Below are 25,925 nucleotides of genomic sequence, written 5' to 3'. Positions count from 1 at the left end.
CCTTCCGATCGCCTTGGCAACGCTCTCTAGAATGATTCCACCATGTCGCTTCTCACTCCTGGCATCATCTCGCCTCGCCGTCCGGTACCCGCGTCCATTCCCCGGCCGGAGTACGTCGACAAGCCCACGCCGACGCCGTACGAAGGTTCGTACGTGACCGAGCCCGAGCTGATCGAGAAGATGCGGGTCGCCGGCAAACTCGCAGCGCAGGCGTTGCAGGCGGTCGGTCTGGCCGCCAAGCCCGGTGTCACCACCGACGAGCTCGACGCGGTCGGCCACGAGTACCTGGTCGAGCGTGGCGCGTATCCGTCGACGCTTGGCTATCGCAACTACCCGAAGTCGCTGTGCACCTCGGTGAACGAGGTGATCTGCCACGGCATCCCGGACGATCGCCCGCTCGAGGACGGCGACATCGTCAACGTCGACATCACCGCGTTCCTGGACGGCGTCCACGGCGACACGAACGCGACCTTCCTGGTCGGCGACGTCGACGAGGAGAGCCGGCTGCTGGTCGAGCGCACCAAGGAATCTTTGAACCGCGCGATCAAGGCGGTCAGGCCCGGTCGTCAGGTGAGCATCATCGGCCGCGTGATCGAGGCGTACGCGAAGCGCTTCGGGTACGGCGTGGTCCGGGACTTCACCGGCCACGGGATCGCCACCTCGTTCCACTCCGGGCTGATCATCCCGCACTACGACGACGAGCGCTTCGACGACGTGATCGAGACGGGGATGACCTTCACGATCGAGCCGATGCTGACGCTGGGCAGCCACGACTACGACCTGTGGGACGACGGCTGGACCGCGACGACCAAGGACAAGTCGCGGACCGCCCAGTTCGAGCACACCCTCGTCGTCACAGACTCGGGCGCCGAAGTCCTCACCCTGCCGTGAGCACAGAGCCCGCGCTGAACGCTGCCGCCACCTTCGCGCAGTACGAACGCGGGCATCTGCCCGGCATCGTCGTGTTGTGCGAAGCCGAGGGCTGGCCGAGCTTCCCCGCCGACCACGAGCGCGCCCACGCAGTACTGACTGCTCCCGGCGTCACCAGCGTCGTCGCACTCGACGAGACAGGCGACGTCATCGCCTTCGCCTACCTCCAAAGCGACGGCCACATCCAGGCCCACCTCTCGGAGCTGGCGGTACACGCCGACCGCCGCCGCAAAGGCATCGCCCGAGCCTTACTCGAATACGCGATGCCCCTCACCGGCGCCCAACGCATAGACCTGGTCACAGACACCGCAGAAGCCTTTTACGCCTCCCTCCCCCACCACACCTTCACCGGCTACCGCATCTACCCCGGCTGGAACCCCACCGACTCGTAGAGCCGCCGCGCGGGTGTGCGCTCGGTGATGGGCGGGGCACTAGAGGGCCAGGGCGTTGGTGATTATTTTGCGGCCGTAGAGGACGGCGGCTTTGGCGTCGACGGCGGTGAAATCCATCGGGTGGCCGGCGCGGTGGCGCAGGCAGCGGGTGATGAGGCTGGTCCATTCGGGGAAGGCTTCGAGGGCGTGCTCGCCGGCGGCGGTCTTGGAGACTATGTTGCCGGTGGCAAGTAGTGCGTGGAGGCGCGGTACGCCGAGGACGACCCAGGGTAGGGCCCAGTCCGGCATTGCCGCGTCGTCCGGGCGATTGGCGGTCGCCGTGTCCAGTTGGTCAATGGTCGGGGTCCAGTACGACGTGAGGTTGGCGCGGGTGAAGTCGACCAGGGCCTGGTGGTCGTCGTGCACGACCAAGTCCGGCGTACTACGAACAGCCAGCGACTGGCGTGCCAGTTCTGACCAGAGGACCGGGCTGACCGGGCCGCCGTTCCGGGCCTCGTTGAAGGCGCCGTCCAAGGTGAAGACGACCGGCTTGCTTGCGTCCGGCGGTGAAGCGAGCTCCGCGGCGGTTAGGTAGGTGACGTCGAAGGCCGGCTCCTGCGGCAGTTGCGCATGGACCTCACGCGCCGGGTCGAGGTCCTTCAGCGGCTCCGCGAGCACTACTACGCCATCGATGTCGCTGCGTCCGGGGCGGTAGTCGTCGAGTGGGATCGAGCCGGTCAGGTAGAGACCGACGACCCGGCCAGGGAGTGCCTTGTCGATCAGGTCCAGGTACTGCGAGGTGGTAGCGGCGACGTCGTCGGGCAGACTCACCGGTTGGAGGCTCCCCGGATGAAGGCGGCGAGGTCCTCCGACTGCTGCAGCCGGGATTCCTCGTTGACATACATCATGTGACCCGCCGGGTAGTAGCGAAGTTCGATGTTGTCCCGAAGTACCGCCGGAATCTGCAGCCGGGCGATGGTGTGCTCGGTGGCGAAGTACGGCGTCGCGCAGTCGTAGTGCCCGGACGCGATGTGCACCTTCAGATACGGGTTCGCCCGCATCGCCTCGGCCAGTTTGTCGGCCACCGTGACGTGGTTGTTCTCGAACTCCTTGAAGGACCAGTCCTTCGCCGCGTCACTGCTGAAGATCTCGTACGGGAGGTCGTTGTGGTACTCGAGCTCCGCCCGCACATAGTGGTTCAGCGCGGCCGTGTAGGCACCCATGATCGCCCGCATCGACGGGTCGTCGTTCGACACCTCGGCGGCGGAGTCGACGTCCCAGCCGGTGAACCTGCTGTCCAGCCGCCCCACCACCTGCCGACGCGAGCGCAGCAGTTCGGCAAAGAACCGGGTGTGCTCGACCCGCAGATTCACCCGGTCGATGTAGTCCTCCGAAAGCCCGGTCAGCGCCGCCAGGCGGGCGATCACCTCGGCTCGGTAGTCGTCCGGAAGACGGTTGCCCTGAGCAAGCGCATTCGGGTACCGGCCGGCGGCGTACCGCTCGGCATCGGCGAGCACCTCGGACAGCTCCCGATCCGGGATCAGCCCGTGATAGTGCGCGGCCGCGGCGTACGACGGCAGGAACAACGTGAACGGCAGGTCGTTGCCCGGCGTGAAATCGAGCGTCGCGAACTCCAGCACCGCGGAGATCATCATCACGCCGTTCAGGTACATCCCGTACCGGTCCTGCAGATGCGCGACCAGCCCGGCAGCGCGCGTCGTACCGTAGGACTCGCCGGCCAGGAACTTCGGCGACATCCAGCGCCCGTTCCGCGACGTCCACAGCCGGATCACCTCACCGACGGACTCCAGGTCGCGGGTGAACCCGTGGTACTCCCCCGGCTTCTCGCCCTCGGCCGCACGCGAGTACCCCGTCGACACCGGGTCGATGAAGACCAGGTCGCTGTGCCGCAGCAGTGTCTCGGTGTTGTCCTCCAGCCCGTACGGCGGGGGCGCGAGTTCGCCGACGTCGCCGGAGACCACCCGGCGCGGCCCGAGCAGCCCCAGGTGCAGCCAGATGCTCGACGACCCCGGTCCGCCGTTGAACGCGAACGTGACCGGGCCGTTGCGAAGCATCCGCGTCGTCGAGCGTGTACGCCGTGAGGAACACCTCTGCCTTCGGCACGTGCCCGTCGAACTTGCCGTCGGTGACCACCTCCTGACGCAGCACGACCCGGCCGGTGGTCGCCGTGTACTTCAGCGTCTCGTCGCCGATCGGCAGCTCGTGCCGCGTGGTCACCAGGTCGTCCACCGGCGTCAGCTTCGCCGTGCCGGCGGACTTGCTCTCCGTGCTCTCCGGAGTCTGCTCAGGGGTAGCCATGGCCGAAAACCTACCAACTGCACCTCCCCACCCAAACCACAATCCGACGGAAGCGTCGCACTCACCCAGACTCGTGTTTCCGGCGGATGCGTAGGCATGGTTGACGACGCCCGTTATCATTCAATCTGAATGAGAAAGGTCGCCTGATGCCCCTTCGTAAATCAGTTCTGAGCGCGCGAGCCGCGCACGAGGCGGCGCGCATCCGAGCGCGCCGCGAACTCGCCGAGCTGGACCAACGCAGGTTCGCGGTCGCACAGGTGAAGTCCGGCTGCAGCCAAGACGCTGTCGCTGAGGCATTGGGGACCTCACAGGCTCAGATCTCGCGTTGGCTGGCAGATGTTGTGACTCATCCACGTTCGTTGGCGGTCACCGTCGACGAACTGATGCACCGCAGACTGCTCGACGATATCTCGTCACAAGATCTGGTAGCGCAACTAGCCGAGACCAAGTTGACCTATGTGAACCCGGACAAGCGACCCCAATCACCGTGGGCGAAGGTACGCGACGCGCATCGGCGCGGCGTCTTGAGCGACGAGGAGACTCACCAGATCGCTCGTCAGACGGCTGAGCGAATGGTCGGCCGCGTCAACCGGCACATGGCCCTTGAGGCGCAAATTGTGAGCAACGCAGCTGCTGAGCGCGCTGTGAATGAGGCTACTGAACGGCTGCTCCGGACCCTTTGACAGTGCAGCAGGACGTGTGTCTGCTGCAGTGGAGCCAACGATCATGAAGGTGTGCGAGCTGTGAGTGTGTTCGACCCCCTCAACCAGCCGTACGGAGCCACTCCGGTTGAGGAGGAGGACAAGCAGTACCTCCTGGCACCTCTCGAGGCATCGAATCGATGTCTGAGCTGAACGACGTCGAAAGCAGCAACATCGGCGATGCCCGGTTCTGGATCCGGGACGAGGCACTCGATGTGCCCGACCTGCCATCCCTTCCTGTGCAATGCGACATCCATCGACGGATGTTCGACCAGGTGTGGGAGTGGGCCGGGCGCATTCGCACCCGTGAGCTCAGCATCGGTATCGACCCGTACCGAATCCGCGAAGACTGGCCAGCCGCATTGGGCGACGCCACGTACTGGGTCGACAACCAGACCTTCAGCCCCGCAGAGGTGGTTCTGCGACTGCACCACCGAACGGTCCAGATCCACCCGTTCCAGAACGGCAACGGACGCCACGCACGCATCCTCGCCGAGGAACTCGCCCTCGGCCTGGACGAGGACTGCTTCTCCTGGGGAGGACACCTGGGAGTAGCCCTCGAGCAACAGCGGGCGGCCTACCTCAATTCACTGCGGCGGCTCGACAAGAACCCCAACGGCATCGGAGCACTCATGAAGTTCGCCGTAGATCCCCAAGCCGACGACACCTGGACCTGAGACGCCGGTTCGTGAGCCTGGCCGGGCGACGCGCACGTCCGAGCATCGGATCTGATCGGCAAGACCACCTCCGAACAGTCTCGGGTGGGCACAACGCATCCGCCAGAACGCGAGTCTGGGTGGGGTACGCGCTCGTCACCTGTGTTGTCCACAGGTGACGAGCGCGGCAGGCGGTTAGCTCAGCGAGAAGGTGTCGATGTCGAACAGGGATCCCGAACCGCCGCTGAAGGTGAGGAACAGCGGGCCGCTGCCCGATGCGGTGAGGGTGGTCGAGACGGTCTGGAAGTTCTCCCAGCCGCCAGTCACCGGTACTGCGACCGTCCCAAGCACCGGCCCGGTCGCCGAGCCCGAGCGGATCCGGATCGTGCCACCCGCGCCGCCCGACGAGATCCGCGCGCTGAAGCGGGTGGCCCCGGCCGTACTCACCTGCGAGTAGCCGGCCCAGTCACCGTTGTCGATGTACCCGAGCGTCTTACCGCCACTCGCCGAGCCGTGCCCAGCAACCTGTACGCCGAACTGCGACGTGAACGCCTCTCCCTCGATCTGGGTCACCGGCGGCACAGATCCGGCACCAGCGGCGTACAGGATGCCGCCGAGCAGGTGCTGCCGGAACGCCTGATCGGAGTACGACTCGATGGTGTGCCCGAAGCCGGTGTAGAACGACCGCCCGGAGCCCTGCGAGTGGTACCAGGCGATCGGGTGATCGCCCATGTTGCCGCCGCTGTAGGTGGACTCGTCGAGGTTGATCAGCACATGCACGTTCGGCCGCGGGTTGGTCGAGTAGTTGTACAGCTCGTCCGTGCGTACCCAGGTCGCACCGAGATGCGCGGTCGACTGATGCGTGCGGTCCTCCACCCTGGCGGTCACCTGCTGGATCGCCGGGTGGCTGTTGAACCACGCGCCGACCAACTGCCCGTAGTACGGCCATCCGTACTCCGTGTCGGCGGCGGCGTGGACTCCGACGTATCCACCACCGCCATTGATGTACGACTCGAACGCCACCTGCTGCGGATCGTTCAGGATGTCGCCGGTGGTGCTGAGGAACACCACGGCCTTGTAGGCGGCCAGCTGGGACGTGGTGAAGACCGCACTGTCCTCGGTAGCGGTGACGGTGAATCCGTTGGCGGCGCCGAGTTCGCGGATCGCCTGGATGCCGGCTGGGATGGAGTCGTGCCGGAACCCGGCCGTCTTGCTGAAGACCAGCACCTGGTACGCCGCGGCCTTGGCTGCCGAGGCCGGTGTGGCCTGCCAGCCGACCATTCCCCCGGCGACCAGCAATGCCCCTGACAGCAGCGTTTCACGACGAGTAAAAGTAGTCATGGCATTTGTCCTATTCACGGAGTGACGGTGAAGTTGTCGACGTCGAACAGGTTTCCGGCGCCGCCGGTGAAGGTCAGGAACAACGGCCCACTGGCCGCTGCGTTCAAGGTGGTGGAGACGGTCTGGAACGTTTCCCAGCCGCCTGTCACCGGCACGGCGACCGACCCGAGCACAGTGCCCGTCGCCGACCCAGCGCGCACCTGGAGAGTGCCGCCGGATCCGGCCGAGGAAATCCGGGCGCTGAACCCGTGCATCCCGGCCGTGGCGACCCCGGCGTACCCGGCCCAGTCGCCGTTCTCGATGTAGCCGAGCGTCTGCCCGCCACTCGCACCGGCGTGCGCAGCGACCTGTACGCCGGACTGCGAGGTGAACGCCTCACCCTCGGTGGTCGACCCACCCGATGCCGTCGTGGCCAGGGTGAACGCGTCGAGGTCGAAGAGATTTCCGTTGCCAGTGGCCCCCTTGAACACCAGCACCAGGCTCGTCGTACCGGCCGGCTTGTTGCTGAGGTTCGCCGAGACGCTGGTGAAGGTGTCCCAGCTCCCCGTCGGTGCCACCGCGACGGTCGCCATCAGCGCACCGGACGGTGAACCGGCCCGTACTTCAATCGTCCCGCCGGCACCGGCCGAGGAGACCCGTGCCGTGAAGGAGGTGGCGTTGCTCACCGTGTAAGGCTGGAACGAGATCCAGTCGGTGTTGTCCACGAAGCCAACCGTCCGGCCTCCCTCGGCGGTGCCGTGATCGGCCAGCTGGATGCCGGACTGCGCCGTGAAGTGCTCGGCCTGGCGATGACGCGGCTGCAGCTTGTGGATGCTGTGCGAGGTGAGACCGCCGTTGTCGGTGTACGACGCGTCGAACACGCCGAACACGTTGGCCGACTGATCGTGCTCACCGTCCACCGGTACTGCGATGGAGCCGCTGCAGCCGGTCTTCGAGGTGATCTGGTGCTGGTGATCGTCGTGTCCGAGCAGGTAGGTCACCTTCACCCGCGAACAGTCGATCGTGCCGTCCTCCGGATCGGTGACGGTCACCTGGAAGGGCACGGTGTCGCCGAAGGAGAACAACGCACCGTCGCCAGGCGTCTGCAGGTTCACCGTCGGCGCCGTGTTGCCGACGCTGACCTGCACGTTCGCCGAGCCCGTCAATCCGGTCGGGTCTGTCACCGTCAATGTCGCCGTGTAGTTGCCCGCAGTGTTGAAGGTGTAGGTCGGGTTGGCCTGGGTGGAGGTGCCTCCGTCACCGAAGGTCCACCGATAGGTCAGCGCGCCGCCCTCGGGATCCGAGCTGCCCGCGGAGGAGAACGTCACGGTCAGCGGCCGTCCGCCGGAGGTGGGATTCCCGCTCGCCTTGGCGATCGGGTTGCGGTTCTGGCTGCCCAGGTACTCGATCCGCCACAGCGCCTGGTTGTTCGAGCCGGTGCCGTAGTCGAGCACGTACAAGGCACCGTCCGGACCGAAGGCCATGTCCATCACCTGCGTGCCGGTCCAGGGGAACGCGCCGATGTCGCCCGGCGTACCGCTGCCGGTCACCTCGATCGCCTTGATCCACTTGCGGCCGTACTCGCCGGCGAAGAACCGGCCGTCCAGCGAGGCCGGGAACTTCACCGCGGAGTTGAGGTTGGCGTCGTAGCGGTAGACCGGGCCGCCCATCGGCGATTCGGAGCCGCCGGCGCCGAACTCGGGCGGAGTACCGGCGTCGCCGCCGTACCGGATCCAGGCCGGTTTCGCGGCCGCCAGCTTGGTCTGACCGGTGTTGCGGAAAGAGTTGTTCGTGACCCCGCCCGCACAGTCGAACTTGGCACCCGACGGGCCGCTCGGGAACTGGTAGTCGTTGTAGGTCTCGTTGCTGGTGTTCGTGCCGGTGCAGTACGGCCAGCCGAAGTTGCCCGGCGCGGTGATCCGGTCGAACTCGACCTGGCCGTTCGGCCCGCGGTTCGGATCAGTGACGCCGGAGTCCGGTCCGTAGTCGCCCAGGTAGACGATGCCGGTCAGCTTGTCGACGCTCATCCGGAACGGGTTGCGGAAGCCCATCGCGTAGATCTCCGGGCGGGTTTGCGCGGTCCCGGCCGGGAACAGGTTGCCCGCCGGAATCGTGTAGGTGCCGTCCGGTTGCGGGTGGATCCGGAGCAGCTTGCCGCGCAGGTCGTTCGTGTTGCCCGCGCTGCGTTGCGCGTCGAACTGTGGGTTGCGGCTGGTCCGCTCGTCGATCGGCGTGAAGCTGTCGGACTGGAACGGGTTGCTGTCGTCACCGGTGGTCAGGTAAAGGTTGCCGGCAGCATCGAAGTCGAGATCGCCGCCGACGTGACAGCACTGGCCGCGATCGTTCGCCACCCGCAGCACGATCTTCTCGCTGGCCAGGTCGAGCGTGTTGTCGGTCTTCAGGATGAACCTGGACAGGTGGAGTTCACCCTTCCAGGCATCCCAGTCGGCCTGCGTACCGTCGGTCGGCGCGTCACCGTCCGGAGTACTCAGTCTTGGTGAGAAGTAGAGGTAGATGAAGCGGTTCGAGCTGAAGTTCGGATCGACCGCGACGCCTTGGAGGCCTTCCTCGTCATGCGCGTAGACGTTGAGTTTGCCCGCGAGGCTGGTCGTACCGGCCGCGTCGGTGATCCGGACCGAACCGTCGCGGGCCGTGTGCACGACCGACCTGTTCGGCAGCACGGCCAGCGACATCGCTTCGCCCAGCTCGTTGCTGCCGCTGGCGAGCGAGACCTGCTGATAGTCGCCGGGTGGGATGGTGGAACCTGCTTGAGCGGTCGTCGCTGGTGCGCTGAGACCCAGCGCGGCCGTCAGAACGGCTGTGATCAGCAAGGAGATCCGCCGAACACCTTTTCTGGTCATGGCGCCACACTCCTTCAGTTGGTGATCAGATCGAATTGTTCCCAGGGGCCGATCGCCGCCCGGTTGGCGATCAGGGCAGCCGCGCCGGCGTTGTCGGCCGCGACGAACAGGTTGTTGGCCTTGGCCTTCAGCGACACGTTGCCGCCGCCGAGGTCGGCCAGCTCGAACTGCTGCGCCGTACTGATCGTGGTGCTGTCGGCGATCAGCGGTGTACCGATGCCGGCGGTGACGTACTTGCCGTTGGCGTGGGCACGAAGGCTGACTGTGCCCGTCCCGGAGGTTTGCTTGGGCAGGCCGATGGCCGCCCTGTCGTACCGCCGGGCCGCGGCTGCCGGCGTACCGGACAAGGCCTGGTCGTCGGTCATCCGGTAGTGCTCCCAGACCCAGAGCCCGATCTCGGCGCCCGTGGTCACCGTGAGCGCGTTGTAGCTCGGGGAGCTGGCCGAATCACACGACGAGTTGCCGGTTCCGCCGTTGTAGGTGCCGTTGCCGTTGAACCGCATGGGCTCGGGGACGCACAGACCCTGCCGGCCGGGCATATGCCCGCTGGTCCAGGACGCGATCGCGTCGAGGTTGTCCTGGTAGAGGCGGAACATCGGGTCGTTGAGGCTCGGCAGCCCCCCGGACAGATTGGCCGCCACCTGCATTCGCAGGTTCCAGAACCAGTAGCCGGACGGATGCCAGTCCCGCTTGTCCTGCGAGAACGTGAACAGATCCGCGACGCCCGCTTGCGATCCAGGCAGGACGCCGCGGCTCTGGGCCGCGCTCGCGTAAAGGAAGATCGTGCGCAGGTTCTCGACGTAGTCGCCGGTGCCGTCGGCCGAGCTGATCTTGATCAGGCCAGCCGAGGCCCAGTAGTTGTGCCACCACTGCAAATGCCCATCCCGTACTTCTTTCTGCGGGCGGGTCGCCGCGCCGTTCAGAACCGAGTTGGTAGTGGCGATCGAGTCACCGCCGGTCCAGGTCGGCGCCGCGACGACGACCCGGAACGAGCTATCGGCGTTGGGCTGGAAGGTGACTTGGCCGGTGAGGTTGTTCGGTGCGGAGGCGACGACGTTGCGACCGCCGGCTGTCAGTCCGGCGAGCGATCCGAAGGTCCGGCCGGACGCGCCGGCACCGGAGTTGTCGACCCAGGTCTCGGCTGGTGCGGCGGTGGACCCGGATGCCCGTGCTTGGGAGGAACGGCCGCTCCAGAGTTTCACCTGGGCGGTCTGGGTGCTGTTGGGATCCGCGCCGGTGACGTCGACGACCAGTTGCCGGGTGTCGGCCCGGACGAAGGCGGTCAGCGTCATACCGCCGCCGGATTGCCGCAGCATCCCGTCGTACAGGTCGAGGGTCCCGCTGATGTCTGCCGCGGAGGTGAGCCGGGACAGGCCGGGGATCACCACCTGGCCGAGGGTTTTGCGGTCGGGGAAGGTGTCGGTGCGATTGAGTTGGGCGGTGAAGCCGCCGGCGGACCAGACGGCCGCGCCGAGGGCGCTGTTGCCCAGCGGGAGCGACTCGGCCGGAGCCGGATTGGGTCTTTGCAGGACGACGTCGGAGCGGCGGATGAGGTTGGGGGTGTCGACGACGAAGGTGCCGCTCTGCCAGGCGGTGGTGCCGGGCGCCGCGACGGCGGGAGGTCCACCGGTCGCCAGCAACGAGGCCAGCACAGCCAGGCTCAGCATGATTTTGGGCAGGGGCGAGCGCAGGAGGGGGTTCATCGGATCTCACCTGAGCGCTAGGGCGGGACCTATGGCCTGGGGGCGGAGAGGACCACAGGTAGAGATCGGATCTTTCCCGTCTCTGTGCGTCACGTCAAGACTTCGTTGGGCAACCAACCGAAGTCTTTGCGTATTTTTTGCGGGCTGCGGGGTGCCTTCTTGCGCTCCGCGAGGTTGCGGGCGGATCGGGGCCGGCGCCGATAATCTTCTGCGCATGCCGACGATCTTTCACCTCGCGTTCGCAGACCAATGGGAAGCCGCCCAGCAGGCGGGCAGCTATCGGTGGTCCACCCGCGGCCAGTCGCTGGACGACGAAGCCACCTTCATCCACTGCTCCCACGCCGAGCAGGTCGCGATGGTCGCCAACTCCTTCTACGCCGACGTGACCGAGCCGCTGCGGCTGCTGGTGATCGAGACCCGGCGACTCGTCTCGGCACTCTGCGACGAGGACCTGGACGCGATCGGGATGTCGTTCCCGCACCTGTACGGCCCACTCAACCTCGACGCGGTCGTCGACGTCCGGTCCTACGAACGAGGTGCGGACGGCCGTTGGCCCGAAGTACCGGCCGAGGCCTTATCCTGAGTCCGAACGGGTCGGTCGGGCGATCGCGTCGTTCATCGGTAGTGCCGCGGTTTCGCGGTCACCCGATGGCCGCCGAGGAAAGTCCGGACTTCACAGGGCAGCGTGGTGGGTAACGCCCACCCGGGGTAACCCGCGGGACAGTGCCACAGAGAACAGACCGCCAGCGGCTTCGATGGACCCCGTGGTTCATCGGAGTGCGGGTGAGGGTGAAACGGTGGTGTAAGAGACCACCAGCTCCCCAGGTGACTGGGGAGGCTAGGTAAACCCCACGTGGAGCAAGGCCAAGAAGGGTGACGGGCAACCGCCACCTGCGCGAGCGTTCGAGGGCTGCCCGCCCGAGCTCGCGGGTAGGCCGCTAGAGGTGCCCGGCAACGGACACCGTAGATAGATGATCGCCGACCACAGAATCCGGCTTAAAGACCGGCCCGTTCACCCAACTCCGCGACAGTCCGCCCGACAGCGCTAGTCGGCCAGGTAGGCCTCGACGGCCGCGGTGGTGCGGTCCTTGTTTCCGGTGGCGAGGAGATCCAGCAACGCTCCTCGCAAGATGGCCAGTACGCCGGTACGCCGCGCCTCGCCGCGGCGGCTTGCCCGCTCGCGCTTGCGTTGCGCCGTCGCGAGCAACTCGAGCCAGTCGTCCACCGTCGACCGGGCGTAGTCGGCCCACGGCCCCTCCGGCGCGACCAGGGAGCGCCCGTACGCCTCCACCCACAAGGTCATCAGCGGCCGTCGCTCCTTTGCGGCCAGCCACGTCCAGAGCTCCCTGGCGATCACCTCGAGACCGGGCGCATCGCCGTACCGGCTGTTGATCTCGCGCAGGAGTTCGAGTTCATCGGTGCGGGTCCGGGCGAGTAGTGCGCGGATCAGGCCGTCCTTGCTGTCGAAGAGAAACAGCAGGACGCGGGGGCTGGAGCCGATCGCGGTCGCCAGCGGGCGGAGCGAGAGGTCGGCGAGGCCGTGCGTGAGGGAGTACTGGTAGGCGAGTTCGAGGAGCTCGGTCTCCCGGGCGGAGGGGGCTGGTTTCGGCGCGGCCATGGGGTTAGTATCACTCACTGAAACAGTCGTGTCAGTAGAGTGGGTGGTGGCAGATGCAGATCAGAAGACTTGGCCGGCCGGGCGATCTCGGCTGGGTGCTGCAGGCGCATGGCGAGCTGTACGCCGCGGAGTACGGCTGGGGGCTGGACTACGAGGGGCTGGTCGCGCGGATCGTGGCCGACTTCGCCACGACGTACGACCCGGACCTCGAGGCCGCCTGGATCGCCGAACAGGATGACGAACGGCTCGGCTCGATCTTCTGCGTTCGTGGCCCGGATGCGGCGACGGCCAAGCTGCGGCTGCTGCTCCTGCATCCGTCCGCCCGTGGGCATGGTCTCGGCGGCAGGTTGGTCGACACCTGCCTCGACTTCGCGCGAGCGGCCGGCTACAAGCGAATGGTGCTGTGGACGAACGATCCGCTGATCGCCGCACGCAACATCTACCTGGCCCGCGGATTCACGCTGACAGCGCAGGAGCCGCATGAGTTGTTCGGCGAGGGCCTGCTCAGCCAGACGTACGAGGTCGAGCTGACCTAGTACTGCGATGTCGAGGCGCCTCGGCCGGTTACGACGTTGCCTGTGAACGCACCCGCGTCGGGTGCCGGTGAGCAGGAGAAAGAATGGAACTGCCTGAGGTCGTCTCGCGCTCGGAGTGGCTCGTCGCGCGGAAGAAGTTCCTGCAGGAGGAGAAGGAATTCACCAAGCGGCGGGACGAGCTGAACGCGAACCGCCGTCGGCTGCCGATGGTGCAGGTCGAGCAGGACTACGTGTTCACCGGCCCGGACGGCTCGATCCGGCTGGTAGACCTCTTCCAGGGCCGGCTGCAGCTGGTCGTGTACCACTTCATGTTCCAGCCCGAGTGGGACGCGGGCTGCCCGAACTGCTCCGGGTTCGCCGACGACATCGGCCATCTGAACGGGCTCACCGACCGGGCCACCACTTTCGCCGCGATCTCGCGCGCGCCGTACGAGAAGATCGCCGCCTTCAAGCAGCGGATGGGCTGGACGTTCCCGTGGTACTCGTCGGCCGGCACGACCTTCAACTACGACTTCGGCGTCACCCTCGACGACTCCGTGGTGCCCTTCGAGTACAACTATCGGACGAAGCGCGAGTGGGACCAACTCTCCGGAAGTGAGTTCAGCCAGACCGAGCAACCGTTCGACCTCCACGGCATGAGCTGCTTCCTCCGCACCGACGACGCCGTCCACCACACCTACTCCACGTACGGGCGCGGCTGTGACTCCCTGGGCTTCAGCGGAAACGTCATAGACCTCACCGCCCTTGGCCGCCAGGAACCTTGGGAACAACCTTCAGGCCGCACCACCGGTCTGGGCGCCCCAGCCGGCGACCCCAGCATCACCCACCGGGAAACCGAAGAGCACTGCCACTAAGCCTTTGGTGATGGGGCGTTGGGTTCGTTCTCAGAGGTCGGGAGCTCGTCGGAGCCGGTGATCACGGCAACGATCGTCGTACCGGGGGCGAAAGCTCCTTGTGCTGCTTGGGTGTAGAGGGCGTGCATCATCTTCGCGACGTAGACCCAGTCCAGGCGGAGGTGGTGGCGGGTCTCGAAGTCGGTGATGAAGTGGTCGAGGGTTGGGGTGCGTTTCGCGTAGCCGCCGAAGTGGTGGGCATGGTTGAGAGTCCAGTTGCCTCGGCGGCTACCGAACGCGAGGGTTTGGAGGTTGGTGATCTCCTGCTCGAGATACTCGCCACCCTTGATGACAGGGATGCCGATGGCTCGCTGACCGGGTGACAGACCAGCCGCGATGCCGGCGAGGGTGCCGCCGGTACCTACCGCGCAGAAGAGCACGTCGAAGTGGTCTTCGAGCTCGGCGGGAAGCTCCGCGCAGCCGATGACCGCCTCCCGGTTGCTGCCGCCTTCGGGCAGGAGGTAGAAGTCCCCGAACTCCTGGTGAAGGGTCTCGATGACCTCAGCGGATGCCTTGGATCGGTAGGTGGTTCGGTCAAGGTAGCTCAGCTGCATCCCGCGCGCCTCGGCGTACGAGAGGGAGGGATTCAGTGGGAGGTGCTGTTCGCCGCGGACCACCCCGATGGTGCGGAATGATCCGTAGTGACCGGCAGCCGCGGTCGCCCGGAGGTGGTTGGAGTACGCACCACCGAAGGTCAGCAGGGTGTCGTGTCCCTGCTCGCGAGCCGCGACAAGGTTGTACTTCAACTTCCGCCACTTGTTGCCCGGCAGTTCCGGATGAATCAGATCGTCCCGCTTCAGCAGCACGCGAACCCCACCCGCCGCCAGCCGCTCGTCCGCCAGCTCGACCACCGGCGACGGCACCCTAAGCCCGATCGCCGAAGACACGCCGACAGCATGGCACGACGATCCTCCAGTCGGTTGCGAACCAACTGTTCAGCCGAGTAGTTCGAAGGCGATTGTGCCGACGGTGATGTCGGCCTTGATCAGCTTGACGCGGACCGGTTGGCCGAGTGGCAGTGCGGTCTTGCCAGTGACCCGGCCTTCGATCGCGATCGTGGTCAGCGCGACGATGCCCCGGGTCTCCTCGCGGTCGTCGATGTCGGTGATCACACCGTCGAACTCGGACCCGACCTGTTCGGCGACCAGCCCGGCCTCGACCATCGACACGATCGCGCGTTCGTAGGCGTGGGCCTTGCGATCGCATTCGTCCATGATCTTCGGGATCTCGTCCATCGACTCGCGGACCCAGTCGGGCACCGGAGTGTCCGCGCACAGCGCCACGCAGATCTCGCCGGTCCAGCGATCCACCAGCCGGCGCAGCGGCGCGGTGACGTGCGCGTACTCCGACTTCATCGCCGCGTGCTCCGGCTGCTCCGGCACTCCACCCGAGAACGACGTGTACCCGGCGCCGCGGAAGAGCACCGTGCAGGCAGCGAGCATCGCCGCGTGGGCGGGCACCTTCGGATCCAGGCCGTGGATGAACTGGGCGTACGACGTACCGACAGGCCAGCCGATCCCGAGCGCCTTCGCGGTGTTCTCCAGTTTGCGGCGAAGGTCGTCGTGGGACTCCGGCAACGTCCGCAGGATCCCGATCTCGCCGTACATCATCAGGTGCGCGGCGCCCATCCCGGTGAGCAGCGAGATCTGCGCGTTCCAGCCCTCCACCGGCAGCGGCGCGCGGAACTCCAGGGTCCATTCGCCGTTGCCGGTGACAACCTCCTGGTCCGGGATCGGCAGGTTGACGCCGCCGCGTTCGAGTTCGCGCTGCTCGCGGAGCTTGCCGACCTCGCGCAGCAACTGCAGCGACTCCGACGCCGTACCGGCATCCAGGTCCTGCTGTACGCCGGCGTAGTTCAGCTTGGCGCGCGACTTCACCAGCGCGCGTTTGCAGTTCACGTCCGTGCCTTCGCCCGAGGCGTCGACCTGGATCGTCCACAGCAGCGCCGGCCGGACCTGGTCGGGCAGCAACGACGCCGCACCTTCGGAAAGCTCCGGCGGGTGCAGCGAGGTGCGCTTGTCCGGCGCGTAGAGGGTCTCGCCCCGCTTACGGGCCTCCACGTCGATCGGGTCGCCGGGCTGGACGAACGCCGCGACGTCCGCGATCGCGTAGTGCACCGTGTACCCGTCGCCGTCGCGCTCGATGTGCAGCGCCTGGTCGAGGTCCATCGAGTCCGGCGGATCGATCGTGACGAACTCGATCTCGGTCCGGTCCAGCTCGGGCAGCCGGGGGTTCTTGGCGGCGGTCAGCGCCGCCTGCACCACCTCGGCCGGAAACTCTGCCGGTACGTCGAGTTCGCGCCGGATCGCCGACAACGACGCCCGGAAGACCTCCGGGACTTCCTCCGCGAAATGAACCTTTTGCAACGGCACCCGACCACTCCGTCCACTCCGCCCACCACCCCGTTGTGGCGGGTTGTAGAGGTCAGACTAGTGCGGGCTGGATGTTGAAGCTCTTAAGTGAGGCCAAGCCGTCGGCGTACCAGTGGATCTCGGTGATGGTCGCGGGCCGCAGTTCCATCCGGAACAGCGACGTCATCGGGGCCTGCAGGACGCCGCGAACCATCAGCTTGATGGGCGTCACGTGGGTGACGACGACGACCGTCTTGCCCGGGTACGCCGACAGCACCGAGTCCCGCGCGGACCTGGCTCGCCGGGCGCAGGCGTCGAACGACTCGCCACCGGGCGGCGCGACCGACGTCGACTCCATCCACGCGTTGAGCGCCTCCGGCCACTTCTCCTGCACCTCGGCGAAGGTGAACCCGTCCCAGTCGCCGAACGAGCACTCGACCCACGCGTCGTTCACCACCACGTCGAGCCCGAGCGCGTCGGCAACGGTCCCGGCCGTCTGCCGCGTGCGGAGCATCGGCGACGAGATCACCGCGTCGACGCCACCGATCATCGACAGGTACTGCGCGGCCGCCTGCGCCTGAGCAACGCCGGTCTCACTCAATGCCGGGTCGGCGCCACCGGAGCCCGAGAACCGCTTGTCCACGGTGTGCGGGGTCTCGCCGTGCCGCAGGAAGATCAGTTGGGTCGGCGGCTCGGCCTGCGCGCCCCAGCCCCGCATCGCCTTCTGCTGATCGGTCGCCTCGGTCGGTACGGCGCCTGTCTTCCCGGCGGCTGAGGGAGCCGCCGCGCCAGGGCGGAGCGGGACCGGCTTACCGTCGAGCGCCATGTTCGCGAGCGCGTCCGCGGCGGAGTTCTGGGCGCGCGGCACCCAGGTCCACTCGGTCCCGAACGGCGCCAGCGACTGGGCCTTCATCGCCAGCGGCTTCATGTCCGGGTGCTTGATCTTCCAGCGCCCGGCCATCTGCTCGATCACCAGCTTGGAGTCCATCCGCACCTCGATCGAGGCGTTCGGCGCGTACTCGGCGGCCAGTTCGAGCCCGGCGATCAGTCCGCTGTACTCCGCGACGTTGTTGGTCGCCACGCCGATCGTCACGCCGGCCTGGGCGATCACCTCACCGGTCGCCGGATCGCGCACCAACGCGCCGTACGAGGCCGGTCCCGGGTTGCCCCGAGATCCACCGTCGGCCTCGACGATGACATGGTGACCTGACCGGGGTGGTGGGGTGGGGTCAGAATGTGTAGAGCTCATACCTTGCTCTCCGCAGTACGGACGAGGATGCGGCCGCACTCCTCACAGCGCAGTACGGCGTCGGGCGCGGCGACCTTGATCGCGCTCAGGTCGGACGGCGCCAGCTCCATCCGGCAGCCCATGCAGCGCTTGCCGACCAGCGGCGCGGCACCGATCCCGCCATTGCGCTCGCGCAGCTTCTGGTACGTCGTGATCAGGTCGGTGGGAAGCTCCGCGGCGACGGTGGCGCGCTTGTCGGCGAAGGCCGTGCGCTGCTCGTCGAGCTCCTTCAGCGCGCCGTCGCGGATGCTCTCCAGCTCGGTCTGCCGGCCGGCGAAGGCGTCGGCGCGGGCCTGCAGGTCGGTCTGCACCACCTCGGCCGCCTCCAGCCGCTCCATCACCTCGAGCTCGGCGTCCTCCAGATTGGAGATCCGGCGATCGAGCGAACCGATCTCGTGCTGCAGGTTCTCCAGATCGCGCGGCGAGCTGATCTGACCGGAGTCGAGTTTCTGCTGGTTGCGGGCCTTGCGCTGGCGGACCTGGTCGACATCGCTGTCGGCCTTCTTCTGCTCGCGCCGCAGGTCGCTGACCTCGGTGTCGGCGGTGACGAGTTCGCGATCGACCACGGACTTCTCCGCCGCCAGCTCGGCCAGGGCCTGGTGCTCGGGCAGCGATTTGCGCTTGTGCGCGACCTGATCCAGCTGCAGATCGAGATCCTGCAGGTCCAGCAACCGGCGTTGGACGGCGGGCTCGGCGTTCAGGGTCGGCTCCTTAGATCAGTTCAGTTGTCAGCTCTCGTGTCCCGCAGCGGAACACTGGCACCGTCAGAGCCGCGAAGTCCAGGCGTCGGTGCAGAGCGTCGAGATGTGAGTGTCCACGGTACTGCCCCCGGTTGCCAACCTCGCAGTCAGGAGTCGTGCGGCGTCTTCGAGCCACGGCCACTCACTCGCCCAGTGGGCGACGTCGACCAGCGCCGGGCCCTCGTCGTACGCGCGTGCCTCGGTCGCCGGGTGGTGCCGCAGGTCGGCCGTGACGTACGCGTCGACGCCGGCGGCGCGGACCCGCTCGAACTCGGTATCGCCCGCTCCCCCGACGACCGCGACGGTCTCGATCCGCCGCTGCGGGTCACCAGACACCCGTACGCCGTGCTGCGTCCGCGGCAGGTTGGCGGCCACTCTCGCGGCGAACTCCTCGAGCGTCACCGGCTCCGCCAGTACGCCGATGCGTCCGCCGCCGAGGTTGCCGGTCGGGTCCTGCGGGAGCGGTTTCAACGGCCTGGTGTCTTGCAGGCCGAGCTTGTTGGCGAGGGCGTCGCTCACGCCTGGGTTCGCGTTGTCCGCGTTGGTGTGGCAGACGTGCAGGGCGGTTTCGCTCTTGATCAGGTCGTGAATCACGGTGCCCTTGGGCGTGATCGCCGCGACGCTGTTCACTCCTTTGAGTAGCAAGGGGTGGTGGGTGACAAGCAGGTCGAAGTCGCCCGCGATCGCCTCGTCGATGACGACGCGCATCGGGTCGACCGCGAACAAGACCTTGCGCACCGGCTGGGCGGGATCGCCGGTCACCAGACCCACCGCGTCCCAGCTCTCCGCCCAGGCGGGGTCGTACAACTCGTCCAGGACGGCCAGCACATCACCAAGCGTCGGTTCCACGGCCCCATCCTGCCGCGTAGAGGCGCGAGACGGCCGCAGGGGGCAGCCGCTCGCGCCACGTCGTACGGGATCGGCCGCTCTGGTCGGGCGGCCGGTCGCGTGCTGCTAGATGAGCCAGGCGGTGGTGTCGGAGGGGAGTTTGGCGCCTTCGAGCGGGCCGCTGGACAGGACGACCGCGCCGTCGGGGAGCTCGATCGGGGCGGCGCCGAAGTTGGTGACCGACTGCCAGCCGCCGGGGCGCTTGAAGTGCAGACCCCACTCGACTCCGTCCACCCACTCGAGCCCCTCGCCGGTCTGCAGGCCCCGGCGTACGGCGAGGGCCTTGCGGTAGAGGCTCAGCGTCGAACCGGCGTCACCGTCCTGCGCCTCCACGGAGTACTGGCCGAACCACGTCGGCTGGAGCAGGTGTGAGCCGCCTGCACCGAAGCCGAACGACAGCCCGCCGATCGTCCACGGCAGTGGTACGCGGCAGCCGTCGCGACCCTTCTCGGCGCCCTTCGACCGGAAGTACGCCGGGTCCTGCAGGCTTGCCGCCGGCAGCTCGCCGACCTCCTGCAGGCCGAGCTCTTCGCCTTGATAGAGGTACGCCGAACCGGGCAGCGCCAGCATCAGCAGCACCGCGGCCCGCGCGCGCCGCAAGCCCTGTACGACGTCGACGGTCGGCTCGGTGCCGTTGCTCAACAGCCACGCCTTGCCGTCCTGCCAGGCGCCTTCCGGATCCATCGGCAGCCCGTACCGCGTCGCGTGGCGGACGACGTCGTGGTTGGAGAAGACCCAGGTGCTCGAGGAACCGTTGTCCTCGGCGAGAGCGAGGTTCTCCTTGATCACCTGACGAAAGCGGTCGTAGTCCCAGTCCGCCTGGAGGAGGTCGAAGTTGAACGCCTGGCCGAGGCCGTCCGCGCTTGCGTACCGCGCTCGCCGGGCGGCCGGGACGAAGGCTTCCGCTACGGCCGACCGGGGCGGGTCGTACTCGTTGAGGACCTTGCGCCACTCGGTGTAGATCTCGTGGACGCCTTCGCGATCCCAGAGCGGGTGGAGGCCGTTGGACTCGGACTGCCTGGGCAGCGTGGTCTTGGAGGGCAGCGGCTCGCTCAGGTCCTTGATGAGGGCGTGGGCGACATCAACGCGGAAGCCGTCGACTCCTCGGTCGGACCAGAAGCGCAAGGTGGTCAGGAAGTCGTCGCGGACCTCTGGGTTGTCCCAGTTCAGGTCTGGCTGCTCGGCGGCGAACATGTGCAGGTACCACTGGCCGTCGGGTGCTTGGGCCCAGGCGGAACCGCCGAACACGGAGTCCCAGTCGGAGGGTGGCTCGGTTCCTTCGGCGCCGGTGCCTTGAGCTTCGGTGCCTTGAGCTTCGGTGCCTTGAGCTTCGGTGCCTTGAGCTTCGGTGCCTTGAGCTTCGGTGCCTTGAGCTTCGGTGCCTTGAGCTTCGGTGCCTTGAGCTTCGGTGCCTTGGGCTTCGGTGCCTTGGGCTTCGGTGCCTTGGGCTTCGGTGCCTTGGGCTTCGGTGCCTTGGGCTTCGGTGCCTTGGGCTTCGGTGCCTTGGGCTTCGGTGCCTTGGGCTTCGGTGCCTTGGGCTTCGGTGCCTTGGGCTTCGGTGCCTTGGGCTTCGGTGCCTTGGGCTTCGGTGCCTTGGGCTTCGGTGCCTTGGGCTTCGGTGCCTTGGGCTTCGGTGCCTTGGGCTTCGGTGCCTTGGGCTTCGGTGCCGTCGGAGGCTTCGCTGTCGGGCGTTTTGCCGTCGCGGAAGATGTAGCGGTCGCGGGCGGGTGAGCCCTTCGGCGCGGCCAGTGCCTCCTGGAACCACTTGTGCAGGTTCGAGGTGTGGTTCGGGACGATGTCCACGATGAGCTTGATGCCGGCGCCGTGCAGCGCCTGGACCAGTTCGTCGAAGTCGGTGAGGGTGCCCAGACGCGGGTCGACGTCGCGGTAGTCGTCGACGTCGTACCCGCCGTCGGCCAGCGCGGACGGGTAGAACGGGCTGAGCCAGACGGCGTCGATGCCCAGCTCGGTCAGGTACGGAACCCGGCTGATGATGCCCCGCAGGTCCCCCACGCCGTCAGCGTTCGAGTCGGCGAAGCTGCGGGGGTAGATCTGGTAGACGACGGCCTGCCGCCACCAGTCGGGGTCCTTCGAGTCGCGTGCGGGGATCACCTGTTCTGTTCTGGTCAAGAGCGCCTCACTCGGTCGATGTTTCCGGCAGGTGACGGTGGCTTTGCCGGATAATTTATATAGACTCTAAATTTAGATTCTGCAGTATTGTGCGCGGGCAGTTGCAAGGAGGTCAAGGGGGAATATGACGAAGACGTCGGCGGCCACGCCGCCGCTGCTGCGCAGGGTGAACGCCGGCAAGCTGCTCGGCGTCTTGTCCAGCGCTGGCGTGATGACAGGAACAGGCCTGATCGAGGCCACCGGACTGACCCGCGCGACGGTGCATGCCGTCTGCAACGACCTGATCGCGATGGGCTGGGTGGTCGAGTTGGACCCCGGCCGCGACGACAGCGTGGTAGGCCGGCCGTCACGGCGGTTCGAGTTCAACAGCCAGGCTGGCTATGTGCTGGGCATCGATGTGGGCGCGGCGAAGACGACGGTGCTGCTGGCGGATCTGCGCGGGGAGACGGTGGCGAAGGCCGGGCGCTCGTTCCAGTCCTCTACCTCGCCGGCCGAGCGGACTTCGCATGTGCACGAGGCTGTCGTAGAAGCTCTCTCGATTGCGGGGGTCACCGACGCCGAAGTACTGGCGGCCGGCGTCGGCGTCGCGGCGCCGGTGGACCGCGACGGCAATATCCTGGTCGACGACGAGTTCTGGCGGCAGTTCGATACCGGGCTGACCAGCCGGCTGACTTCCTTGCACGGCTGGCCGGTGTTGCTCGAGAACGACGCGAATCTGGCCACGCTCGGTGAACACTGGCGAGGCGAGGGCCGCGGGGTCGACGACCTCGTCGTACTGCTGGCCGGCGAACGTTTCGGCTCCGGGCTGATGGACTCCGGGCGACTCTTGCACGGCAGTCGCGGCGGCGCCGGCGAGATGGTCTACCTCAAGCTCGTCGAAGGCGTCGGCGACACCCACGGCATCGCCCGCATCGCCCGCGAACAAGGCACTTCCGCAGTTGCCGACCTCTCCGTTCAGACCTGCCTGCGGGACCTGCCCGGACCGATCACCGCCGAACTCGTCTTCCAAGCGGCCGCCACTGGTGACAAAGTTGCCCTAGGCATCCTTCACGACGTCGCCACCCGAACCGCCCGCGTCGTCGCCACCCTCGGCATCATCTTCAACCCCGCCCTGGTAGTCATCGGCGGCGCCGTCGCCCCCGCCGCAAACTCCCTCCTCCCCCAGATCGAAGCCGAGCTCTCCACCTTCACCACCACCCCACCCCGGGTCACCACCTCGTCCCTGGGCGACGCCATCGTCGGCGTAGGCGCAGTACGCCACGCCCTCAACTACGTAGAAACCCACGCCCTCGACCTGCAACTCAAAGCCCGCCGCTGACGTACGCCGCCCCACTCCGCCTCCCCCTCCCTCCCCCTGCCACGAGAATTCTGTGTGGGTCAGCAAGGGCCTGCAGTACCTGGTTCCCAGGGCCCAACAGCACCCCGCCCGACACGGAAACGGTGGGGTTCCCCCCTCCTATGGGGGTTACCCCATCGGCATAGCAATGGGCTAACCCCCATGGGAGTGGGCTAACCCCAACAGGAGTGTGATAACTCCAACAGCACCCCGCCCGACACGGAAACGGCGGTTCCCGCCTGCTGTTGGGGTTACCCCATCGGCATAGCAATGGGCTAACCCCCATAGGAGTGGGCTAACCCCAACAGGAGTGTGATAACTCCAACAGCACCCCGCCCGACACGGAGACGGCGGTTCCCGCCTGCTATTGGGGTTACCCCATCGGCATAGCAATGGGCTAACCCCAACAGGGGTGGGCTAACCCCCACGGGAGTGGGCTAACCCCAACAGGGGTGGGGTAGGGCCCGGGAGGAGGGGGCGACCGCTGGGGTGGGGCGGGTCAGGGCTGGCGGGTGAGGGACTTGGCTACCTGTTCCAGGACCACCAAGTTGCGGCCGTAGGTTACGGCTGCGGGGACTGCGGCTGGGACTATGGCGCGGTCTTCGGGGATGCCGGTGCAGAGAACGAAGACGTCGCCTTCGTGGCATTGGAGGAGGTGGTCGAGGGCGGCGCGCATCCACGGGGTGCGGACTGCGTCCTGGAGGGCGACCACGAGGGGGCGGCCGATGGCGGCGTTCTGGGCTGCCGCCAGGGCTGCCTCGTCCTCGCCGCGGAGAACTACTCCGTCCGAGTCGGGAGCGATTCGGGCGAAGACCTCGGGGAGGCCGCTGAAGTAGGGGTTCCAGGCCGGGTGCAGGCCCTGCGCCAGGTCTACAACGTACGGCGAACCGCCTAGCGCGGGGATCTCCTGGCGAGCGACCGTCCGGGCGGCGACCTCGCGGATGGGTGCGCCGTCGAGGCCGGCACCGCGCTTGCGGGTCGCCAGCGAAGCGGCAAGGGAACGGACTCGGCCGGCCGCGTCCGCGAGGCGGGCGGCGTCGAGGGTTCCGTTGCTGACGGCATCGACCAGGTGGGCGGTCAGCGCCTGCGGATCCGCTTCGCCGATCGCGATCATCGCCAGGTCCGCGCCGGCCCGGACCGACGCGATGGTGGCGTCCTCGATCGACCGGGTCGCGGTGATCGCCTGCATCTCCAGGGCGTCGGTGGTGATCACGCCGGTGAAGCCGAGTTCCTCGCGGAGCAGGCCGTGCAGGATCCGGCGGGACAGCGTGGCCGGCTGGTCGTCGTACGCCGAGAAGACGATGTGGGCGCTCATGATCACATCGGCGCCGGCGTCGATAGTGGCCTTGAACGGCGCCAGCTCGACCGCGGTCACCTGCTCGATCGACCGATCCACCCGCGGCAGCGCGAGGTGCGAGTCGACGGCGACGTCGCCGTGACCCGGGAAGTGCTTCGGGCAGCCGGCGATCCCGGCCTCGCGGACACCCGCCAGGAACGCCACGCCGTGCCGGGAGACGACCGCTGCCGTCGTACCGAAGGAGCGCGTCGAGATCACCGGGTTGGCCGGGTTGCTGTTCACGTCGACCGACGGCGCGAGCATCAGGTCGATGCCGAGGGAGGCGAGGGTGGCCGCCGCGTCGCGGGCCGAGGAGCGGGTCAGATCGAGGTCGTCGAGTTCACCGAGCGACCGCGGCGAGGCCAGCGGCCAGGGGTTCGCGGGAGCGAGGTGGCTGAACTCGCCACCCTCGTGGTCGATGGCGATCAGCAGATCGGAGCGCTCCGAGCGCAGCGCGGCAGTCAGCGCGGCGACCTGGTCGGCGTCGACGACGTTGCGGGTGAACAGGATGACGGCCCCGAGCCCGGCCGCGACGGCACGGCGAAGGTCGTCAGGGGCAGTCGTCCCGTTGAACCCCACGATCAGCGCGCCGGCAGCGTCACGAGCCACCGACTGGGGCGGCAGGGCGGGTGAGGTCTTCAGCTGTTCGCTCATCCCCACACCCTCTCCCGCCCGCCCCCGCCGCCGCCACCCGACGTCCATCGCAGCGGCGGCGAGGGCCGGACCACCCCGTCACGGACAGCCAGAAATCGGGCTTGGTGAGCCGCTTCGAGGCTATCGTTGTCAGCGTTTGTCAAGGCATATCCGGAGCGCTCACCTGCGCGTTCATCGGTGATTAGCGTCAGCTAGCCCTCGCCGAATAGGCCAGTTACGGATAACGTTGTCTCCCGACCTGACCGCCGCTCTCGACGGAGCTCCTTCACCGTGACTTTGCAGATCACCCGTGTGTCCTCGCCCGAGCTCTTCGTCGGCCCCGAGGACGACCCGCGCCAGATCCTGCGGATCGAGCTCGACCGCTCATCCGCCGATGGCGCGTTCACCGTGCAGGTCGCGGGCGACGACGTCTCCGGTACTGCGGAGGTCGTGGCGGGCGACGGCCCGGCCGTGTTGGAGGTGCCCCTCGAGGTCGCCTCCGCCTTGCGTTCGCAGTACGGGGTGTCTGTCGGCGCCACTGTGAAGGTGCTGGCAGACGGGCGGGAGCTGGCGGCCGACAGCGGTCAGCTGGTGATCGCCGAGCCGGGCTGGACGATGGTGATGGTGTCCCACTTCCACTACGACCCGGTCTGGTGGAACACGCAGGCGGCGTACACGACTGGCTGGGACCTGCTCGGCGCGGACGGCACCACCCGACCCGTGTACACGCACAACGCCTTCAGCCTCGTCGACGCGCACCTGAAGCTCGCGCTGCGCGACCCGGCGTACTGCTTCGTGCTGGCCGAGCTGGACTATCTAAAGCCGTACTTCGACACCTTCCCCGAGTACAGGTCCGTACTGCGACGCCTGATCGCCGAGGGTCGCGTGGAGATCATCGGCGGCACCTACAACGAGCCGAACACGAACCTGACCGGCGCGGAGACGACCATCCGCAACATCGTCTACGGCGTGGGCTACCAGCGGGACATCCTCGGCGGTGACCCGCAGAACGCGTGGCAGCTCGACGTGTTCGGGCACGACCCGCAGTTCCCCGGGTATCTCGCCAAGGCCGGGCTGACGGGCAGCGCCTGGGCACGAGGCCCGTTCCACCAGTGGGGTCCGCTGCGGCAGGCTTGGAGCGAGCCCAGGGTCGGCACTGCCGCGGTGATGCAGTTCCACAGCGAGTTCGAGTGGATCAGCCCCAGTGGGGACGGCGTACTCACCCACTACATGCCGGACCACTACGGCTCCGGGTGGGAGCTGCAGAAGGCGCCCAGCGTGGAGGCGGGCCGGCGAGCAGGCGTATGAGCTGTTC

22 protein-coding genes and 1 other RNA gene are annotated in these 25,925 nt (G+C 67.4%); 10 read left to right on the top strand and 13 right to left on the bottom strand.

The features are described 5' to 3' along the window. Window positions 1-42: 42 nt before the first annotated feature. Window positions 43-891 carry a type I methionyl aminopeptidase gene (gene map / locus F1D05_RS33330; RefSeq protein WP_185444290.1) on the top strand — a complete coding sequence of 283 codons (849 nt, stop codon included), beginning with the start codon at window positions 43-45 and terminating at the stop codon, window positions 889-891. Then, window positions 888-1,322 (top strand): GNAT family N-acetyltransferase, encoded by a 435-nt coding sequence (locus tag F1D05_RS33325; RefSeq protein ID WP_185444289.1) that lies wholly within the window; start codon window positions 888-890, stop codon window positions 1,320-1,322. Before map ends, F1D05_RS33325 begins: the two co-directional genes overlap by 4 nt. A 39-nt stretch (window positions 1,323-1,361) precedes the next feature. Here the strand turns inward: F1D05_RS33325 and F1D05_RS33320 are convergent, their stop codons facing one another. Together F1D05_RS33320 and F1D05_RS33315 are read right to left on the bottom strand one after the other, a co-directional pair. Beyond that, window positions 1,362-2,132, bottom strand: a complete 771-nt coding sequence (locus F1D05_RS33320; protein WP_185444288.1) for an aminoglycoside adenylyltransferase domain-containing protein — start codon at window positions 2,130-2,132, stop codon at window positions 1,362-1,364. Further along, on the bottom strand, window positions 2,129-3,376 hold the full coding sequence (locus tag F1D05_RS33315) for a S10 family peptidase (RefSeq protein WP_246486174.1): 1,248 nt from the start codon (window positions 3,374-3,376) through the stop codon (window positions 2,129-2,131). The genes F1D05_RS33320 and F1D05_RS33315 overlap by 4 nt, the downstream gene beginning before the upstream one ends. Before the next feature lie 390 nt (window positions 3,377-3,766). Between F1D05_RS33315 and F1D05_RS39240 the strand changes: the two genes are divergently transcribed. Both F1D05_RS39240 and F1D05_RS33305 read left to right on the top strand, forming a co-directional pair. Beyond that, window positions 3,767-4,303, top strand: coding sequence for a hypothetical protein (locus F1D05_RS39240; protein WP_206685935.1), 537 nt, complete (start codon window positions 3,767-3,769; stop codon window positions 4,301-4,303). A 158-nt stretch (window positions 4,304-4,461) separates the two neighbouring features. Further along, complete coding sequence (locus F1D05_RS33305; RefSeq protein ID WP_185444286.1) at window positions 4,462-4,998, top strand: mobile mystery protein B; 537 nt, start codon at window positions 4,462-4,464, stop codon at window positions 4,996-4,998. A 174-nt stretch (window positions 4,999-5,172) separates the two neighbouring features. On the opposite strand, the gene F1D05_RS33300 is transcribed toward F1D05_RS33305, so the two are convergent. Genes F1D05_RS33300 through F1D05_RS33290 form a run of 3 tightly spaced genes read right to left on the bottom strand, consistent with a single transcriptional unit; the run spans window position 5,173 to window position 10,861 of the window. After that, window positions 5,173-6,318, bottom strand: a complete 1,146-nt coding sequence (locus F1D05_RS33300) for a ThuA domain-containing protein (RefSeq protein WP_206685934.1) — start codon at window positions 6,316-6,318, stop codon at window positions 5,173-5,175. 14 nt (window positions 6,319-6,332) lie between these two features. Beyond that, window positions 6,333-9,158 (bottom strand): carbohydrate-binding protein, encoded by a 2,826-nt coding sequence (locus F1D05_RS33295; RefSeq protein ID WP_185444285.1) that lies wholly within the window; start codon window positions 9,156-9,158, stop codon window positions 6,333-6,335. Window positions 9,159-9,172: 14 nt separating this feature from the next. Continuing rightward, complete coding sequence (locus F1D05_RS33290; RefSeq protein ID WP_185444284.1) at window positions 9,173-10,861, bottom strand: fascin domain-containing protein; 1,689 nt, start codon at window positions 10,859-10,861, stop codon at window positions 9,173-9,175. Window positions 10,862-11,075: 214 nt separating this feature from the next. Here F1D05_RS33290 and F1D05_RS33285 point away from each other — a divergent pair, with 214 nt between their 5' ends. Together F1D05_RS33285 and rnpB are read left to right on the top strand one after the other, a co-directional pair. After that, window positions 11,076-11,444: a DUF952 domain-containing protein gene (locus F1D05_RS33285; protein ID WP_185444283.1), complete on the top strand. Its 369-nt coding sequence runs from the start codon at window positions 11,076-11,078 to the stop codon at window positions 11,442-11,444. A gap of 7 nt (window positions 11,445-11,451) precedes the next feature. Next, window positions 11,452-11,876: RNase P RNA component class A (rnpB, locus tag F1D05_RS33280), an RNA gene on the top strand. 30 nt (window positions 11,877-11,906) lie between these two features. Here rnpB and F1D05_RS33275 read toward each other — a convergent pair. After that, complete coding sequence (locus F1D05_RS33275; RefSeq protein ID WP_185444282.1) at window positions 11,907-12,479, bottom strand: TetR/AcrR family transcriptional regulator; 573 nt, start codon at window positions 12,477-12,479, stop codon at window positions 11,907-11,909. A 53-nt stretch (window positions 12,480-12,532) separates the two neighbouring features. Between F1D05_RS33275 and F1D05_RS33270 the strand changes: the two genes are divergently transcribed. Together F1D05_RS33270 and F1D05_RS33265 are read left to right on the top strand one after the other, a co-directional pair. Beyond that, complete coding sequence (locus F1D05_RS33270) at window positions 12,533-13,015, top strand: GNAT family N-acetyltransferase (protein ID WP_185444281.1); 483 nt, start codon at window positions 12,533-12,535, stop codon at window positions 13,013-13,015. An 83-nt stretch (window positions 13,016-13,098) separates the two neighbouring features. Further along, entirely contained in the window at window positions 13,099-13,869 is a 771-nt protein-coding gene (locus tag F1D05_RS33265; protein ID WP_185444280.1) for a DUF899 domain-containing protein, read from the top strand. On the opposite strand, the gene F1D05_RS33260 is transcribed toward F1D05_RS33265, so the two are convergent. From F1D05_RS33260 to F1D05_RS41415, 6 genes are all read right to left on the bottom strand, one after another. Then, on the bottom strand, window positions 13,866-14,795 hold the full coding sequence (locus F1D05_RS33260) for a 1-aminocyclopropane-1-carboxylate deaminase/D-cysteine desulfhydrase (RefSeq protein WP_185444279.1): 930 nt from the start codon (window positions 14,793-14,795) through the stop codon (window positions 13,866-13,868). The two genes, F1D05_RS33265 and F1D05_RS33260, sit on opposite strands and share 4 nt — an antisense overlap. 48 nt (window positions 14,796-14,843) lie before the next feature. Further along, complete coding sequence (locus F1D05_RS33255; protein WP_185444278.1) at window positions 14,844-16,280, bottom strand: RNB domain-containing ribonuclease; 1,437 nt, start codon at window positions 16,278-16,280, stop codon at window positions 14,844-14,846. A gap of 52 nt (window positions 16,281-16,332) precedes the next feature. Beyond that, the gene (locus F1D05_RS33250; RefSeq protein ID WP_185444277.1) at window positions 16,333-17,508 is read right to left on the bottom strand and encodes a bifunctional RNase H/acid phosphatase; all 1,176 of its coding nucleotides are present in this window, start codon (window positions 17,506-17,508) and stop codon (window positions 16,333-16,335) included. Continuing rightward, entirely contained in the window at window positions 17,505-18,218 is a 714-nt protein-coding gene (locus F1D05_RS33245) for a zinc ribbon domain-containing protein (RefSeq protein WP_206685933.1), read from the bottom strand. Before F1D05_RS33245 ends, F1D05_RS33250 begins: the two co-directional genes overlap by 4 nt. 93 nt (window positions 18,219-18,311) lie before the next feature. Continuing rightward, entirely contained in the window at window positions 18,312-19,136 is an 825-nt protein-coding gene (locus tag F1D05_RS33240) for a Nif3-like dinuclear metal center hexameric protein (protein WP_185444276.1), read from the bottom strand. 105 nt (window positions 19,137-19,241) lie between these two features. Next, window positions 19,242-21,305 carry an alpha-amylase family glycosyl hydrolase gene (locus tag F1D05_RS41415; protein WP_428994978.1) on the bottom strand — a complete coding sequence of 688 codons (2,064 nt, stop codon included), beginning with the start codon at window positions 21,303-21,305 and terminating at the stop codon, window positions 19,242-19,244. A gap of 124 nt (window positions 21,306-21,429) precedes the next feature. On the opposite strand from F1D05_RS41415, the gene F1D05_RS33225 reads away from it, so the two are divergent. Beyond that, window positions 21,430-22,623, top strand: coding sequence for an ROK family protein (locus tag F1D05_RS33225; RefSeq protein ID WP_185444275.1), 1,194 nt, complete (start codon window positions 21,430-21,432; stop codon window positions 22,621-22,623). A gap of 517 nt (window positions 22,624-23,140) precedes the next feature. Here F1D05_RS33225 and nagZ read toward each other — a convergent pair. Then, window positions 23,141-24,631: a beta-N-acetylhexosaminidase gene (gene nagZ / locus F1D05_RS33220; RefSeq protein WP_185444274.1), complete on the bottom strand. Its 1,491-nt coding sequence runs from the start codon at window positions 24,629-24,631 to the stop codon at window positions 23,141-23,143. Between the two features lie 270 nt (window positions 24,632-24,901). Here nagZ and F1D05_RS41410 point away from each other — a divergent pair, with 270 nt between their 5' ends. Next, window positions 24,902-25,918 (top strand): hypothetical protein, encoded by a 1,017-nt coding sequence (locus tag F1D05_RS41410; RefSeq protein ID WP_246486173.1) that lies wholly within the window; start codon window positions 24,902-24,904, stop codon window positions 25,916-25,918. The last annotated feature ends 7 nt before the right edge of the window (window positions 25,919-25,925 follow it).

This window comes from Kribbella qitaiheensis, assembly GCF_014217565.1.
Classification (GTDB): Bacteria; Actinomycetota; Actinomycetes; order Propionibacteriales; family Kribbellaceae; genus Kribbella; species Kribbella qitaiheensis_A.
The sequence above is the reverse complement of the archived record's forward strand: the minus strand, read 5'-3'. Positions and strand labels throughout refer to the sequence as shown.

Excerpts from the sequence above, each read along its gene's own strand:
- map (WP_185444290.1), top strand. The coding sequence starts at position 43 with ATGTCGCTTCTCACTCCTGGCATCATCTCGCCTCGCCGTCCGGTACCC.
- F1D05_RS33270 (WP_185444281.1), top strand. The coding sequence starts at position 12,533 with ATGCAGATCAGAAGACTTGGCCGGCCGGGCGATCTCGGCTGGGTGCTG.
- F1D05_RS39240 (WP_206685935.1), top strand. The coding sequence starts at position 3,767 with ATGCCCCTTCGTAAATCAGTTCTGAGCGCGCGAGCCGCGCACGAGGCG.
- F1D05_RS33275 (WP_185444282.1), bottom strand. The coding sequence starts at position 12,479 with ATGGCCGCGCCGAAACCAGCCCCCTCCGCCCGGGAGACCGAGCTCCTC.
- F1D05_RS33315 (WP_246486174.1), bottom strand. The coding sequence starts at position 3,376 with ATGCTTCGCAACGGCCCGGTCACGTTCGCGTTCAACGGCGGACCGGGG.
- F1D05_RS33305 (WP_185444286.1), top strand. The coding sequence starts at position 4,462 with ATGTCTGAGCTGAACGACGTCGAAAGCAGCAACATCGGCGATGCCCGG.
- F1D05_RS33250 (WP_185444277.1), bottom strand. The coding sequence starts at position 17,508 with ATGAGCTCTACACATTCTGACCCCACCCCACCACCCCGGTCAGGTCAC.
- F1D05_RS33290 (WP_185444284.1), bottom strand. The coding sequence starts at position 10,861 with ATGAACCCCCTCCTGCGCTCGCCCCTGCCCAAAATCATGCTGAGCCTG.
- F1D05_RS33225 (WP_185444275.1), top strand. The coding sequence starts at position 21,430 with ATGACGAAGACGTCGGCGGCCACGCCGCCGCTGCTGCGCAGGGTGAAC.
- F1D05_RS33300 (WP_206685934.1), bottom strand. The coding sequence starts at position 6,318 with ATGACTACTTTTACTCGTCGTGAAACGCTGCTGTCAGGGGCATTGCTG.
- F1D05_RS33295 (WP_185444285.1), bottom strand. The coding sequence starts at position 9,158 with ATGACCAGAAAAGGTGTTCGGCGGATCTCCTTGCTGATCACAGCCGTT.
- nagZ (WP_185444274.1), bottom strand. The coding sequence starts at position 24,631 with ATGAGCGAACAGCTGAAGACCTCACCCGCCCTGCCGCCCCAGTCGGTG.
- F1D05_RS33265 (WP_185444280.1), top strand. The coding sequence starts at position 13,099 with ATGGAACTGCCTGAGGTCGTCTCGCGCTCGGAGTGGCTCGTCGCGCGG.
- F1D05_RS33285 (WP_185444283.1), top strand. The coding sequence starts at position 11,076 with ATGCCGACGATCTTTCACCTCGCGTTCGCAGACCAATGGGAAGCCGCC.